Source organism: Candidatus Sulfidibacterium hydrothermale (assembly GCF_020149915.1).
Taxonomy (GTDB): domain Bacteria; phylum Bacteroidota; class Bacteroidia; order Bacteroidales; family F082; genus Sulfidibacterium; species Sulfidibacterium hydrothermale.
On sequence record NZ_CP083760.1, the window covers coordinates 2,971,725 to 2,986,300 of the forward strand.

Consider the following 14,576-nt stretch of genomic DNA (forward strand, 5'->3'; position numbering starts at 1 on the left):
TTGTTATAAAATTACAATGCTGATTTCCAGGTATTTACCGATCTAATTCAGTTTGAAGATAAACAACAAAATATTTTCACATTTGTTAAGATTCTAACCATTTTCGGGCATTTACAAAGGCTTCTAGCCAGGGAGAAACGGCATCTTTTCGCCGGTTATCGGGGTAAAAAGGCCATTGCCAGGGAAAAACAGAACGTTCAAGATGAGGCATCATGGCCAAATGCCGCCCGTTATTTGAGCAAACAGCAGCCGCTCCCCAGTCGGAGCCATTGGGATTCCCGGGGTATTGCTCATAACTATACGATATGGGGATACTGTACTTGTCGCGGTAATAGGGGAAACTAAATTTTCCTTCTCCATGAGCTATCCAAACTCCCAGTCGTTGCCCGGCCAGACTCTTTAACATTATCGAATGGTTTTCGTGGATATTCACGTTCACGAATCCGGACTCGAACTTTCCGGAATTATTGGGCAACATCTTTGCTTTTTCAGGATGATCCGGATAAATCAATCCCAGCTCCATCATCAGCTGGCAGCCGTTACATACTCCCAGGCTCAGGGTGTCTTCCCGGGCATAGAAAGCATCCAGTGCTTTTTTGGCTCTTTCATTATATAAAAAGGCACCAGCCCAGCCTTTGGCTGATCCCAGGACATCCGAGTTAGAGAACCCGCCAACAAAAACCACCATTCCCACATCTGAAAGGTCTTCCTTTCCGGAAATCAAATCGGTCATGTGCACATCTTTTACCCGAAAGCCGGCCAGATACAAAGCATAGGCCATTTCGCGGTCGCCGTTCACTCCTTTTTCGCGGATGATCGCTGCCACCGGCGCTTTCTCGCGATGAACCGGACCGGTAACGTTTTCCTGCTTTCCGGAAAAATTCCGGCGAAAATGAAATTGCAGGTCCTGCCGTTTATAATTCTTCCAACGGGCATCTGCCGCCGCCTTACTCGACTGTTTTCGTTCAAACAAATAAGAAGACTGGTACCAAATATCACGATAACGCGGAATATCAAGCTGGAAATTTTTCGTTCCATGATGAATAACCAGCTGTCGCTGTGCAGTTACTTCGCCCAAAGCAAAAAATTCAACTGCGGCTTCTTGCAGAGTCCGGGTTACTTCCTCTGCCATTTCAGGTAAAACCTGTACCACCACCGACGGTTTTTCGCTAAACATCAAACGGATCAGATCTTTCTCCGGAAGAACAGCTGTATCGATTTCCATTCCGCCTTCGCTGTTGGCAAAATTCATTTCAAGTAAGGTGGTAATCAATCCGCCGGCCGAAATATCATGACCCGCTACAATTTTTTCCTCTTCAATCAATTTCTGAACCGCCTGGAAAGTTTTCTTAAAATAACCGGCATCTTCCACATCAGGATACTCCCGTCCTACTTTAGAGAATGTCTGGGCCAGGCTACTACCGCCCAAAGCAAACGGAGCCCGTGAAAAATCAATATAAAACAGTTTGGATCCGGGAACATTTTTTATTACCGGCGTAATGGTCTTTCGGATATCTTTTACAGCACCCACAGCAGAAACGATCACCGTTCCGGGGGCAAAGACCACTTTGCCGTCATCGTATTTCTGCGTCATCGAGAGCGAATCTTTTCCGGTGGGCACCGGAATTCCCAAGCGCACAGCAAAATCACTGAGTGCTTTTACCGCATCATACAGCCGGGCATTCTCGCCCTTATTCTTGGCCGGCCACATCCAGTTGGCACTTAATGCCACACTTTCGATACCTTCATCTAACGGAGCCCAAACCAAATTAGTAAGTGCTTCGGCTACAGAAAGACGCGAACCGGCTTCCGGATGAATCAGTGCTACAGCCGGGGCATGTCCTAAAGCGGTTGCTATGCCATTAACACCCTGATAATCAAGCGCCATAACGCCAAGATTATTCAATGGAAGCTGTAAAGGTCCGGTACAGGGCTGCATGGCCACTTTTCCGGTTACCGAGCGGTCCACTTTGTTGGTCAGCCAGTCTTTCGATGCTACCGATTCTAATAACAACACCTGCTGCAGGTATTCTTCAAACAAATTTTCCTGATGCAAAAGGTCTTCAAAAGAACGATCCTGACGTTGATCTTCAAGAATCGTTTTAGGTGGTTTGCCAAAAAGGAATTCCAGTGGCAGATCTACCGGCCGGACATTGGTTTTTTCATCTTCCACCACAAACCGGCCATCGCCGGTTACTTTTCCGACAACATACAACGGAGCTCTTTCCCGTTCTGCAATTTCCTGCAACAACGGCAAATCTTCAGGAGAAATAACCAGTCCCATCCGCTCCTGCGATTCATTGCCCAGAATTTCTTTGAACGACAAAGTCGGATCGCCCACAGGCAACCGGTTGATATAAATGACAGCACCGGTTTCTTCCACCAGCTCAGACAAGCTGTTCAAATGGCCGCCTGCTCCGTGGTCGTGAATAGAAATAATCGAATTTTTAGCTGCTTCCGCCAAAGCACGAATGGCATTGGCTACTCTTTTTTGCATTTCCGGATTGGCTCTTTGTACGGCATTCAACTCGGTACCCTGTCCATATTCGCCGGTAGCTACAGAGGAAACCGCACCGCCGCCCATACCAATACGGTAATTATCGCCGCCCAAAACCACGATTACATCGCCGGGATTGGGTTTTGCTTTCTGACTGTCGCGGGCATTGGCGTATCCCACCCCGCCGGCCAGCATGATCACCTTATCGTAAGCAAAGGTTTTTTCGTCTTCCTGATGTTCAAAGGTAAAAAGGCTTCCATTGATCAACGGCTGTCCGAATTTATTTCCAAAATCGGAAGCGCCGTTGGAGGCTTTGATCAAAATTTCGTCCGGAGCATGATACAACCAGGGACGTGGAGTTATTTTTTGTTCCCAGGAACGAACGCTATCCAACCGGGGATAAGCAGTCATGTACACCGCCGTTCCGGCCAGCGGCAGACTTCCTTTTCCGCCGGCCATCCGGTCACGAATTTCGCCCCCGCTTCCCGTGGCGGCTCCGTTAAAAGGTTCTACCGTGGTGGGGAAATTATGGGTTTCCGCTTTCAGCGAAAGTACGGATGCTATTTTCTGTACATTGAAAAAATCGGGCTTATCTTGCGACAAAGGAGCAAACTGCTCGACGTCAGGGCCGGAAACAAAAGCCACATTATCCTTATATGCCGAAACGAGATGCGCCGGGCTTTTTTGTGAAGTTTTCTTTATCCAGGCAAAAAGACTTTCCGGCATTTTTTCCCCGTCAATAATAAAATTCCCGTTAAAAATCTTATGCCGGCAATGTTCCGAATTGATCTGGGCAAAGCCATACACTTCCGAATCGGTGAGTTTACGATTTAATTTCCGGCTGACTTCCTGCAGATAATTCACTTCATCATCACTCAGCGCCAGACTCTCTTCCCGGTTATACGCGGCGATATCATCAATATATTTTACCGGTTCCGGCACCCGTTCCGTAGAGAAAATATCCTGATCCAGGTTTTCATAAATTTGCTGCAACATCGAATCAAAAGCGATGTCACGGTCTTTAAGCCGGAAAAACTGCTCGATGCGTTCCACTCCGCGAATTCCCATGTTCTGGGTAATTTCAACGGCATTGGTACTCCAGGGGGTTACCATTTCTTTTCGGGGCCCCAGAAAAAGGCCTTCTACTTTTTGTACCGGACACAGACGGGCATCACCAAAAAGCCAGTTTAATCTGCGATGTACATGGACTGTAAGCGGATTGCGGGCAGACACAACAAAGTACTGATACCGGTCGGGGGAATAAAAATAAATCATGAACAGGGATTTTGGGAAAACACCTGCAAATATAGAAAATGCCCCCTCCATTTAACAAAAATTACGATTTATTTTTCGAAAGCAAAAACCGGCTCTCATCGCTTCTGTTTACAGACGAATTAATTGATTATTAATATAATACACAAACAAAGATCAGAAGTTCTCCGGAAACAGAAGTCCGAATTTAGAATTATTTTAAAAAAAACAGCAGCAAATGTTTTCCGCATATAAATAAGGAGTACTTTTGTGCATTATTTATTTATTATTATTTTATTACACAATGAAAAAAGGAACAGTGAAATTCTTCAACGAATCAAAAGGATTCGGTTTTATTATTGAAGAAGATTCAAAAAACGAGTACTTTGTACACGTTTCAGGCTTAGTTGACAAAATTCGCGAAGGCGACGAAGTTGAATTTGACTTAAAAGAAGGCAGAAAAGGTTTAAATGCAATTGATGTGAAAGTAATTTAATTTTTTGCATACTCTTTTAAACAAAAGAAAACCTGACCGTTGTGTCGGGTTTTTTTATGCCCCGACCCGTCGGCCTAACCGAATTAAAACTATTTTCCGAAAATAAACGGCACGGATGTCAGGCGTATCCAATTTAGGTTTACTTTTGCACAATTAATTATTTATATTACAATTTATTACACAAATGAAAAAAGGAACAGTAAAATTCTTCAACGAGTCAAAAGGATTCGGATTTATTATTGAAGACGACTCTAACGAAGAGTATTTTGTACACGTATCGGGCTTGATCGACGAAATTCGTGAAGGCGATATGGTAGAATTCGGCTTAAAAGAAGGCAGAAAAGGTTTAAATGCAGTGGATGTCAAAACCCTTTAATGTCTGCATCATAACTTCATAAAAAAAGCCTGTCAGTTTTTGACAGGCTTTTTTTATGTCTTTATCCGGGCAAAACATAAACCGGAATTTTCATATTTTTGGAAAAACGTCAGGTGTAGGTTCAGATTTCATGAGAAAAGAAAAAAAATCACTGGAAGAAGTACACGCCTCGGTTGACACAACAAAGAAAACCGGAGTCTTCAGAAAACTCATGGCATTTATGGGCCCGGCATACCTGATCAGTGTCGGATACATGGATCCGGGAAACTGGGCTACCGATATTGCTGCCGGCAGCCGGTTTGGCTATCAGCTGATTTGGGTTTTGCTGATGTCGAACATTATGGCTTTATTATTACAAAGCCTGAGTGTGCGCCTTGGCGTGGTACGCGGTCGTGATTTGGCCCAGGCCTGTCGCGAAACCTATTCGCGGCCGGTAAATTTCATCTTGTACATCCTGGCAGAAATCGCCATTATTGCCACCGATCTGGCAGAAGTGGTCGGCATGGCCATTGGGCTGCAGCTTCTTTTTCATATTCCGTTGCTGTGGGGTGTCCTGCTTACTTTTGCCGACACCTTTCTTTTGCTTTTTCTTATTAACAAGGGCATGCGAAAGATGGAAGCTTTTATTCTGGCCCTGGTAGGCGTTATCGGTCTGGCTTTTTTTGTAGAGATGATTTTTGCCCAACCCAATCTGACTGAACTGTCCAAAGGCTTTATTCCGTCTCTTCCGGGAGACTCTGCTTTATATATTGCCATTGGCATTATCGGAGCCACGGTAATGCCCCATAACCTGTACTTACACTCATCGCTGGTACAAACCCGCAGTTTTAAACGAACACGTGTCGATATCGGCAGCGCCTTGCGATTCAACTTTCTGGATTCGCTTTTTGCTTTGAACATGGCTTTTTTTGTAAACGCCGCTATCCTGATCCTGGCGGCAGCCACTTTTTATCAGGCCGGGTTATTCCATGTAAGTGAAATTCAGGATGCATACAAGTTTCTGGCTCCTTTGCTCGGCACACACTGGGCCGCCATTTTGTTTGCCGTGGCACTGATTGCCGCCGGACAAAGCTCTACACTTACCGGTACCCTGGCCGGGCAAATTATTATGGAAGGATTTATCAATTTCCGGATCCAGCCCTGGGCCCGGCGGATGATCACCCGGCTGCTGGCCATTATTCCGGCCATTATCACCTTGTTATACTTTGGCGAAAGTTACACCGGGAGACTGCTCGTTTTGAGCCAGGTAGTTTTAAGCCTGCAACTGGGATTTGCCGTAATCCCTTTGATTCATTTTGTCAGCGACAAAACTTCCATGGGAAAATTCGCCATCCGGCTTCCGGTAAAAATTGCTGCCTGGTCCATTGCCCTGATTATCGTGATCCTTAATCTTCAACTAATTTTTCAGGAAATCCGGCAGTGGATGACCATGCATCCCGTACTGGTTACCACCCTTGTTATTCCGCTGACCACCCCTTTGATATTCCTGCTTTTTTATTTGCTTATTTATCCGGCAGTTAAAAAAGCAAAAATCAAAAAAAGCAATTTTATTCATTCGGGAATTCCGGAGCTACAGCTTTCACAGAAACCTTTATATCAACGGATTATGGTTGCGCTGGACTTTTCCGGTGCTGATGCATCCGTTATGCAACACGCACTGGCCATGGGCAATGAAAACACGGAATTTCTTTTTGTTCATATTGTGGAAAGCGCCACGGCACTGGTTTTTGGCGATGAAACCGAAGACCTGGAAGCAGAAGATGACGGACAGCGTTTGCAAAACTTTGTGAAAAAGATCAACACTTTCGGATTCAAGGCAAAAACCCGTATCGGCTACGGAAATCCCAAACAATTGCTACCCGAATTTGCCCGGGACTTCCAGGCTGATTTATTGATCATGGGCGCTCACGGCCACGGTTGGTTTAAAGACCTGATTTTTGGAACCACTATCGAAAAAGTACGGCACAAGGTGAAAATACCGGTTCTGATTGTCCGGAAATGAAAACGTGAGGACGTGAGGATGTTGGATGTGAGGATGGAGGATGTTTGATGGGAGATGTGAGATGTGAGATGTAATGTGTAGATGCCTGAATATGGTTGACCGTTTTTACTTACTTATTTTCATTATTTGCGTTGTTCATTCATGAGTGATCTTAGAGACTGAAGGATTGTTGTCCATTACAAAGATAACTTTTTTCAAATTCATTGGGGCTTTTTCGTTGTAACTCTATATGAGGCTTTTCCTGGTTGTAAAGTAACACGGTTCGGTCAACCTCTTTTTGAAGTTCTTCAAAACTGTTTATCTGACGATGGTTCAGATAATTGTTTTTTATTACCCCGTTTAGTCTTTCTACTTTCCCGTTCTCCCACGGGTATTCGCACATGCTGTTTTTAAAGCCTTCTTTTTGGGTCAGCTTTAAAAAAGCCTTGTCGTAATATTGACCCCCTCCGTCTGAGTGAAATACAATACCGGTTGTCATTGTGTTTTCCTTAACCCGAAGTTTAATTGCCTTCTGTAAAGCCGGTAATGTAGTCTGTTCTGTAGTCAGCCTTTTTGAAACAGAATGACCTAAAATCCGTCTGGAATAGGAATCTTCAATAAAAGTGATGTAATAGAATCTGCTGTTTATTTCATAGTAGGTAATATCACTTTGCCATGCCTGATTAATTCCGGTTAAAGTCAGGCTTTTTAATAAATTATCAAACCGGACAACGCCTGTACTATCGGTGGTTCTTCTCCAGTTTTTTACCTTGGCTACTGTTAATCCTTCTGATTTGCAAAAGGCTTCAAACCGGTCTCTGCCCATGGTCTGGGGACGTAACTTATAATACATATCCCGTATTCCCATTGTAGGATGATCCTCTCGTATTTGATAAATCATAACCAGTAATTGCTTTTGCTCTGAGCGTATTCTCAGCTTTTTATCCAGCATCTTATGAAAAGCCTGTTTACTAATCCCTATGCTCTTATATAGACGGTTCATGCTGTATCGGTATTGTTCTCTGTGGTGCCAGAAATATTCGAGGGTCGGGTAGAAAACTTTTTTTTTATATCTACGCCATAAATCTCTTCTGCCAGTTCTATCATCTTATCTTTGAAATCAATCAGGATTTGCTTTTGGCCGATTATCCGTTCAAGTTCTGCTACTTTCTTTTTGAGTTCCAATAGCTGCCTTGTGTCGCTATCTGTCTCAATAATAAGTTTCTCTTTCTTGTCTTTCATAGTTCCGAATTTATTTAACCACCGATAAACGTTGGTAGTGGTTACTTCATATTGTTTGCTAATTTCGGAAACTTTTGTCTTACCTGTTTCTATTTCCCTGACTTTTTGAATCTTGAAACTGTCGCTGAAATGACGACGCCTTCGCTCGGCAGTCGTCATTTTAAATTGTCTTCTTGTTGCCATTTTTAACTGTTTTTAATGTGAATTCTTTCGTTAAAAGTGGTCAACCTATTTCAGGCATTGACAATGCTGATTACAAATCATTTTCGGAGATACCGAAGACTTCTTCTTCCCCTTTATCGCCCTGTGGTTCCATGTGAACCACCACATCATACACATTCTGAACCGTTTCCCTGATTTCTTTTTCCACTTCGTGGCTGATGCGGTGACTTTCCTGTAAAGTCATCTCGCCCGGCAATTCGATATCCAGGGCAATAATGTACAAATGGGCCATTTTACGCACACGGATCCGGTGCGGGTGGGAAACATTTTCCACGTTTCGGCAGGCTTCAATAATTTTTTTGTAAATCTCCTGGTCATCCACTCCGTCCATTAGCTCCCGGCCCGATTCAATAAAAATTCTCAGTGCCGTGGCCATGATCCATCCGCTTACGGCAAAAGCGGTAAGCACATCCAGTATCGGCATTTTAAAAATAAAAGTGGCGGTAAGTCCCACCAATACAGAGAAAGAGATCAGCACATCGCTTTGCATATTTTTCGCATTGGCAATCAGCATATTACTCCGCTCTGCTTTTCCGGCTTTTTTCAGATAAAATGCCAACAACTGTTTTCCGAGGATAGAAACCAGCACAATATATACCGCCATCGCCTTGGGGATAGCTCTCGGTTCCGGATGGATCAGCTTGCCAAATGTAGAAATAGCCAGTTGTGCCCCGGCAAAAAAGATTATAAAAGCCAAAATTTTAGATGCCAGCGTATCGGCTTTGTTATAACCAAAGGGAAATTTGGGGTTGGGCGGCCGGGCAATAATATGTGCCGTGTAAAGGGTGATCAGCGAAGTAAGCACATCCGATGCCGAATCAATACCATCAGCCACGACGGCAAGGCTTCCGGACAAAACCCCCACCACAATCTTCAACAGAGAAAGGAATGCATTTCCATACACCGCCACTTTCGACACACGAACAATCCGTTTTTCTCTTTCGCCCAGGGCCATGGTTATTATTTTTGGCTGCAAAGGTATAAGAAAAACGCTCTCCCTTTTGCCTGACGGCAAAAGCGGAAAGCGTTTTTATCTTTCGTTGTTCATTCCGGAAATTATCCCAAAAACCGTTCGGCTTCAATAGCCGCCATGGCTCCGGTTCCGGCTGCCGTAATCGCCTGGCGGTAGTACTTATCCTGTACATCGCCGGCAGCAAAAATACCGGGAACATTGGTAGCCGTTGAGTCGGGTTTGGTAATCAGATAACCGGTTTCGTCCATATCCAGTTTCCCTTTAAAGATATCGGTGTTGGGTTTATGGCCGATGGCGACAAAGAATCCTTCAATGTCAATTTTTTTCTCTTCACCGGTTTTATTGTTTACCAGAATAGCACCATTCAACGCTTTGGTAAAGCCTTTTACTTCACCCACAATCTCTTTCACTTCGTGATTCCAAAGGATTTCGATATTGGGTGTTTCCATCACTTTTTTCTGCATGGCTTTAGAAGCTCTCAGCTGGTCACGACGGTGAATCAGGTACACTTTCCGGCACAAATTAGCCAGGTAGGTTGCTTCTTCGGCTGCGGTATCCCCACCGCCAACAACGGCTACATCTTTTCCTTTGTAGAAAAAGCCGTCGCAGGTAGCACAAGCCGAAACTCCACCGCCTTTAAATTTCTCTTCCGACTCCAGGCCAAGATATTTTGCGGTTGCTCCGGTAGCCACTATGACAGTTTCTGCCAAGATTTCAGTACCGTCATCCACTTTTACTTTAAAAGGCCGCTCTGTAACATCCACATCAGTAACCACACCCCAACGGATGTCGGCACCAAAACGTTCAGCCTGTTTTTGTAAATCTTCCATGAGTTTCGGGCCGTCAATTCCTTCGGGATATCCGGGGAAGTTATCTACTTCAGTAGTGGTGGTCAGCTGTCCGCCGGGCTCCATTCCCTGATAAACGATGGGTTTTAAATCGGCACGGGAAGCATAAATGGCAGCCGTATAACCGGCCGGACCGGAACCAATAATTAAGCATTTGGTTGTTTCCATATTCTTTATTTTTGATTTGTTTCTATTGGATTGAATGAATCATTCATCAAAACGGGTGCCAAAAAATCAGGCTTCCAGTTCGATGGACACAAAGTCGATTTTTCCGCCAAGAGGCGGATTCAGTTTCCGGATTTTCAAACGGGCCTGTTTAACCTGGGGGAAGTGTTGTTTTACACTTTCCAAAATACGTCTTCCCACATGTTCCAACAGTTTCGATTTGGTCTCCATCTCGGTTTTCAGCAGCTGGTAAACGGCTTGGTAATTTACCGTATCTGCCAGATTATCCGTTTGTTCGGCTTTGGTGGTATCCACTTCCAGAAAAAGATCGCAACGAAATTTGGTGCCGATCACCTGCTCTTCTTTAAAACAGCCGTGGTAAGCAAAAAACTCCATTCCTTCAATAGAAATCACAGACATCTTTTTTATTTTACGGTTTTTAAGCTTCTTTTTTCCCCAGTTCATGCAAACCGATTTCCAGTCTGCGCAAAGTTTCTTCCTGACCGATAAGGGCAATAATATCAAACAAGTGTGGCCCTTTTAGTGCCCCCACAATCAACAAGCGGAAAGCATTCAACACAGCACCCATTCCGTATTCTTTTTCTGCAATCCAGTTTTTTACTACAGCTTCTGTATTCTCAGCAGAAAAATCATCAATGGCGGCCAACAGTGTTTTTAATTCCGACATCTGGTCATACGAAGCTGATTTCCATCGTTTTTTTACCGCTTTCGGATCATACGATTCCGGCGCTCTGAAAAAGAAATCGGACTGGTTCCACAGCTCATGAACAAAATTCACCCGTTCTTTCACCAAAGCCACCACTTTTTCCACATACGTTTCATCGGCCATAATTCCATTCTGTTGCAACACAGGCATAAACAATCCGGCCAGCTCACGGTTACTTTTTTTCTGAAGATACTGATGATTAAACCATTTGGCCTTTTCAGGATCAAAACGGGAACCCGATTTCCCTACCCTTTCAAGTGAAAAAGCTTCGGCCATTTCATCAAGCGTAAAAAGTTCGCGTTCATCTCCCGGATTCCAGCCCAAAAGGGCCAGCATATTGATAAATGCTTCCGGAAAATAACCGGCTTCACGATAACCTTGCGTCACTTCGCCGGTTTTCGGATCGGTCCATTGCAAAGGAAACACCGGAAAACCCAGCCGGTCACCATCACGTTTGCTCAGTTTTCCTTTTCCATCGGGTTTCAGCAACAACGGAAGGTGCGCAAACTGTGGTGCTTCCCAGCCGAAAGCTTCGTAAAGCAACACATGTAACGGCAACGACGGCAGCCACTCTTCGCCACGGATGACATGACTAATCTTCATCAGATGATCATCCACCACATTGGCCAAATGGTAGGTCGGCATCCCGTCTGACTTAAACAAGATCTTGTCATCCAGCACACTGGTTTTCACTTCTATGGTACCGCGAATCAAATCGGTCATTTTTACGGTTTCCGCTTCCGGCATCTTAAAACGGATGACATAAGGATCTCCGGAGAGCAGTTTCTGCCGGGTATCTTCCACAGACAATGTCAGCGAATTTTTCAGCTGTTTTCTCTCCTCGGCATTATAAGTAAATGTCTTTTTTTGCGATTCAAACTGTTTCCGCAAAGCAGAGAGTTCTTCCGCAGTATCAAATGCATAATAAGCATGACCGGAAGCCACCAATTTTTCGGCAAACTCACGATATAAAGCTTTTCGTTCCGATTGTTTATACGGGCCGTAAGGACCTCCTTTGGTCACTCCTTCATCAAAAGAAATTCCACACCAGCGGAAAGCTTCCACAATATATTCTTCGGCACCCGGCACAAAGCGTGTTTGGTCGGTATCTTCGATACGCAAAATAAATTTTCCGTTATTTTTTCGGGCGAAAAGATAATTGTACAAAGCAGTTCGTACACCACCGATATGAAGCGGGCCGGTAGGACTGGGAGCAAAACGAACCCGGATTTCACGATTGTTCATTTGTTTCTGTTTTTAAGCGGCAAAGATAGGAAAACTCCGCTGAAGACCATGGGAAGACAAGCCGGTCATTTTCATAAAAAGCCGTTACCTTTGCCAGAAGAAAAAGTATAAAACCCGTGAAAATTGATATTATTCCTTATGCCTCTGCCATTCGGCCCGGTCTGGTAAAAAACCGGAACACGGTAGTCATTGATGTACTGCGTGCTTCTTCGGTAATGGTTACCGCACTAGCCAACGGTGCCCAGGCATTTATTCCGGCAAAAACAGCAAACGAAGCCAGACAAAAAGCAGCAGAATTTCCTGCGGACAAGGTTCTGCTGTGCGGTGAACGAAAAACAAAAATTATTCGTGGCTTTCATCTGGGCAATTCGCCCCTGGATTATACGCCGGAAAAAGTAGCCGGGAAAACGCTTGTCTTAACCACTTCCAACGGCACCAGAGCATTAAACCGTTTGCAAAATGCCAAAAAGGTTTTGATTGGTTCCTTTTTAAATATGGATGCTCTTGTTCATCATTTGATTGATGAAGAAGAAGTTGTCCTGGTCTGTTCGGGTACCAATTATAATTTTTCGATGGACGACGGAATGTGCGCGGCTCTGTTCATTGATGAAATGCGCCGGAAACGGCCGGTAACCTTATCGGATATGGCCATCACCCTGCACAAAGCCTATGAAAAAGATGATGGAAACCTGGATCTTTTGCTCAAAGATTGTTATCACCGGAATTTATTGATCCGGAACGGGTTTGGTGATGATGTAACCTATTGCTTTCAGAAAAACCGGTTGGACCTGGTTCCGGTAATGAAAGCAGGAAAAATCGTCAAGGCCTAATTTTCCAGTTTTTTTCCACCGTATCCTTTCCATTGATACGTTTCAAAAACAAAACGAACGGCATCTTCATAGGCGTCAAACGAACGGGTTTTTTTAATTTTCCCAAAAACCCTGACCGGATCATCAAACGAAAGCGACAGATAACTCCACAACTCTTTTAACCGGTTCAAAGCACGTAAATCGTCATTAAAATTTTTCCGGTAAGCATAATAAAGTTCGTCAACGTAACGGCGAATTTTGGTTTCCGGCGAGACCGGAGGCCGTTCTCCTTTTATTGCTGCCGGCAAAAAAGGATCGGCCAGCAAACCGCGTCCTAACATCCATCCGTTAACCGAAGGAAAACGGCTTTCCGCTGCATCAAAATCACCGGGCGAAAAAACATCGCCATTATACACAACCGGCAAAGTGCTGTTTTCCAACACTTTTTCGAAAGAGCCCCAATCCGTTTGTCCCTTATACATCTGAACACCCAGGCGGGCATGAATAATGAGTTCGGACAAAGGAAAAGAGTGAAAAACGGGCAAAAGAGCAAAAATCTCTTCCGGAGAATGATAGCCTAACCGGCATTTCACCGACAGCCGAACCGGAATTTGTGGCATCAGCTCTTCCAAAATTTTCTGAACATCTTCGGGATAAGGCAGCAAACCGGATCCCCGTTTTTTCCGGGCTACCCGCGGAAACGGACATCCCAGATTCCAGTTGATCTCTTCAAAACCCAAATCATGACAAATCCGGGCAAAAAGCAACATTTCACGGGCATCTTTGCTTAAGATCTGAGGAATTACCGGTACGCCATGATGGTGGGTAACCGCCAACTCTTGTTTGTGCGAACGCAGGCTTTTTTCTGTCTGGATCCCGGTAAAAAAAGCCGTGAACAGCTTATCGACCCCGCCAAAATACTGCGTGTAAACCTCCCGGAACACATACGTGGTGATTCCCTGAAAAGGAGCAAGATAAACAAGCGGTTCTCTTTGTTGTTTCATTTATCCGATGCCAATGGCCACAAAAGGATTTTCCCGTTTTTCGCGTCCTATTTTTGTATCCGGACCATGTCCGGGATAAACAACGGTTTCGTCGGGTAAAACAAACAACTTTTCCCAAATACTTTTTTGCAGCACGTCATAATCGCCCGTAGGCAAATCCGTACGGCCGATACTTTGGTAAAACAACACATCTCCGGTAATGACAAAACCTTCTTTTTCGGCATAAAAACAGAGACTTCCGTCAGCGTGACCCGGAGTATCCAGAACCTGCAAAACATCTTCTCCGAGCGACAATGTTTCTCCTCCTGCCAGCGGACGATCAATGGATTTTACAGCATTTAACGGCAATCCGAAACGGGCCGCACTGTCGAAAGCCCGGTCAAGAAAAGGCTGACCGCCGGGATGAGCCGCCAGGGGAATTTTATATTTTTCAGCTACTTGCTGATTTCCGATAATATGGTCAATATGGCTATGGGTATTCACTAAAAGAACCGGGTTCAGATGATTTTGCCGGATAAACTCATCGAGCTGCTGCATCTCGGCAGCACTGGAAACCGCCGGATCAAAAATAAACGCCTCACCACTTTCGTTGTACACCACGTAAGCATTGAGCTGAAACGGATTGAAAACAAATTTCTTAACTTTAAGCATGTGTTTCTTGTTTTTGCGGGGGACAAAGGTAAGATTTTGACCGGTTTCCGGAAACCGGAAATTATATCAATTGTATTTTAAAATGCGCT

General features: G+C 44.5%; 13 protein-coding genes. 4 read left to right on the top strand and 9 right to left on the bottom strand.

The annotated features are described in order from the left end of the window. Positions 1 to 85: 85 nt before the first annotated feature. Positions 86 to 3,772 carry a phosphoribosylformylglycinamidine synthase gene (gene purL / locus LA303_RS12210; RefSeq protein WP_240525660.1) on the bottom strand — a complete coding sequence of 1,229 codons (3,687 nt, stop codon included), beginning with the start codon at positions 3,770 to 3,772 and terminating at the stop codon, positions 86 to 88. 280 nt (positions 3,773 to 4,052) lie between these two features. Between purL and LA303_RS12215 the strand changes: the two genes are divergently transcribed. The 3 genes from LA303_RS12215 to LA303_RS12225 all read left to right on the top strand — a co-directional run bounded on the left by LA303_RS12215 (position 4,053) and on the right by LA303_RS12225 (position 6,622). Continuing rightward, the gene (locus LA303_RS12215; protein WP_240525661.1) at positions 4,053 to 4,244 is read left to right on the top strand and encodes a cold-shock protein; all 192 of its coding nucleotides are present in this window, start codon (positions 4,053 to 4,055) and stop codon (positions 4,242 to 4,244) included. A 184-nt stretch (positions 4,245 to 4,428) separates the two neighbouring features. Then, a complete protein-coding gene (locus LA303_RS12220) occupies positions 4,429 to 4,620 on the top strand; it encodes a cold-shock protein (RefSeq protein WP_240525662.1) in 192 nt (63 codons plus the stop codon). A gap of 130 nt (positions 4,621 to 4,750) precedes the next feature. Further along, positions 4,751 to 6,622, top strand: coding sequence for an Nramp family divalent metal transporter (locus tag LA303_RS12225; protein ID WP_240525663.1), 1,872 nt, complete (start codon positions 4,751 to 4,753; stop codon positions 6,620 to 6,622). A 151-nt stretch (positions 6,623 to 6,773) separates the two neighbouring features. Here LA303_RS12225 and LA303_RS12230 read toward each other — a convergent pair whose 3' ends face one another. The 6 genes from LA303_RS12230 to gltX form a co-directional block, all read right to left on the bottom strand. Next, a complete protein-coding gene (locus tag LA303_RS12230) occupies positions 6,774 to 7,604 on the bottom strand; it encodes an IS3 family transposase (protein WP_240525664.1) in 831 nt (276 codons plus the stop codon). Beyond that, entirely contained in the window at positions 7,601 to 8,026 is a 426-nt protein-coding gene (locus LA303_RS12235; protein ID WP_240525665.1) for a transposase, read from the bottom strand. Before LA303_RS12235 ends, LA303_RS12230 begins: the two co-directional genes overlap by 4 nt. Before the next feature lie 70 nt (positions 8,027 to 8,096). Beyond that, entirely contained in the window at positions 8,097 to 9,020 is a 924-nt protein-coding gene (locus LA303_RS12240; protein WP_240525666.1) for a cation diffusion facilitator family transporter, read from the bottom strand. A gap of 101 nt (positions 9,021 to 9,121) precedes the next feature. After that, entirely contained in the window at positions 9,122 to 10,054 is a 933-nt protein-coding gene (gene trxB / locus LA303_RS12245) for a thioredoxin-disulfide reductase (protein WP_240525667.1), read from the bottom strand. Positions 10,055 to 10,120: 66 nt separating this feature from the next. Further along, entirely contained in the window at positions 10,121 to 10,471 is a 351-nt protein-coding gene (gene folB, locus LA303_RS12250) for a dihydroneopterin aldolase (RefSeq protein ID WP_240525668.1), read from the bottom strand. A gap of 19 nt (positions 10,472 to 10,490) precedes the next feature. Next, entirely contained in the window at positions 10,491 to 12,023 is a 1,533-nt protein-coding gene (gene gltX, locus LA303_RS12255) for a glutamate--tRNA ligase (RefSeq protein WP_240525669.1), read from the bottom strand. Positions 12,024 to 12,139: 116 nt separating this feature from the next. On the opposite strand from gltX, the gene LA303_RS12260 reads away from it, so the two are divergent. Continuing rightward, positions 12,140 to 12,853, top strand: a complete 714-nt coding sequence (locus tag LA303_RS12260; protein WP_240525670.1) for a 2-phosphosulfolactate phosphatase — start codon at positions 12,140 to 12,142, stop codon at positions 12,851 to 12,853. On the opposite strand, the gene LA303_RS12265 is transcribed toward LA303_RS12260, so the two are convergent. Both LA303_RS12265 and LA303_RS12270 read right to left on the bottom strand, forming a co-directional pair. Beyond that, positions 12,850 to 13,836 carry a tRNA dihydrouridine synthase gene (locus tag LA303_RS12265; RefSeq protein ID WP_240525671.1) on the bottom strand — a complete coding sequence of 329 codons (987 nt, stop codon included), beginning with the start codon at positions 13,834 to 13,836 and terminating at the stop codon, positions 12,850 to 12,852. The genes LA303_RS12260 and LA303_RS12265 overlap by 4 nt on opposite strands. Beyond that, complete coding sequence (locus LA303_RS12270; protein ID WP_240525672.1) at positions 13,837 to 14,487, bottom strand: MBL fold metallo-hydrolase; 651 nt, start codon at positions 14,485 to 14,487, stop codon at positions 13,837 to 13,839. Positions 14,488 to 14,576: the final 89 nt, after the last annotated feature.

Coding starts and splice junctions, on each gene's coding strand:
- LA303_RS12220 (WP_240525662.1), top strand. CDS start 4,429: ATGAAAAAAGGAACAGTAAAATTCTTCAACGAGTCAAAAGGATTCGGA.
- folB (WP_240525668.1), bottom strand. CDS start 10,471: ATGTCTGTGATTTCTATTGAAGGAATGGAGTTTTTTGCTTACCACGGC.
- purL (WP_240525660.1), bottom strand. CDS start 3,772: ATGATTTATTTTTATTCCCCCGACCGGTATCAGTACTTTGTTGTGTCT.
- LA303_RS12265 (WP_240525671.1), bottom strand. CDS start 13,836: ATGAAACAACAAAGAGAACCGCTTGTTTATCTTGCTCCTTTTCAGGGA.
- gltX (WP_240525669.1), bottom strand. CDS start 12,023: ATGAACAATCGTGAAATCCGGGTTCGTTTTGCTCCCAGTCCTACCGGC.
- LA303_RS12225 (WP_240525663.1), top strand. CDS start 4,751: ATGAGAAAAGAAAAAAAATCACTGGAAGAAGTACACGCCTCGGTTGAC.
- LA303_RS12235 (WP_240525665.1), bottom strand. CDS start 8,026: ATGGCAACAAGAAGACAATTTAAAATGACGACTGCCGAGCGAAGGCGT.
- trxB (WP_240525667.1), bottom strand. CDS start 10,054: ATGGAAACAACCAAATGCTTAATTATTGGTTCCGGTCCGGCCGGTTAT.
- LA303_RS12240 (WP_240525666.1), bottom strand. CDS start 9,020: ATGGCCCTGGGCGAAAGAGAAAAACGGATTGTTCGTGTGTCGAAAGTG.
- LA303_RS12230 (WP_240525664.1), bottom strand. CDS start 7,604: ATGAACCGTCTATATAAGAGCATAGGGATTAGTAAACAGGCTTTTCAT.
- LA303_RS12215 (WP_240525661.1), top strand. CDS start 4,053: ATGAAAAAAGGAACAGTGAAATTCTTCAACGAATCAAAAGGATTCGGT.
- LA303_RS12270 (WP_240525672.1), bottom strand. CDS start 14,487: ATGCTTAAAGTTAAGAAATTTGTTTTCAATCCGTTTCAGCTCAATGCT.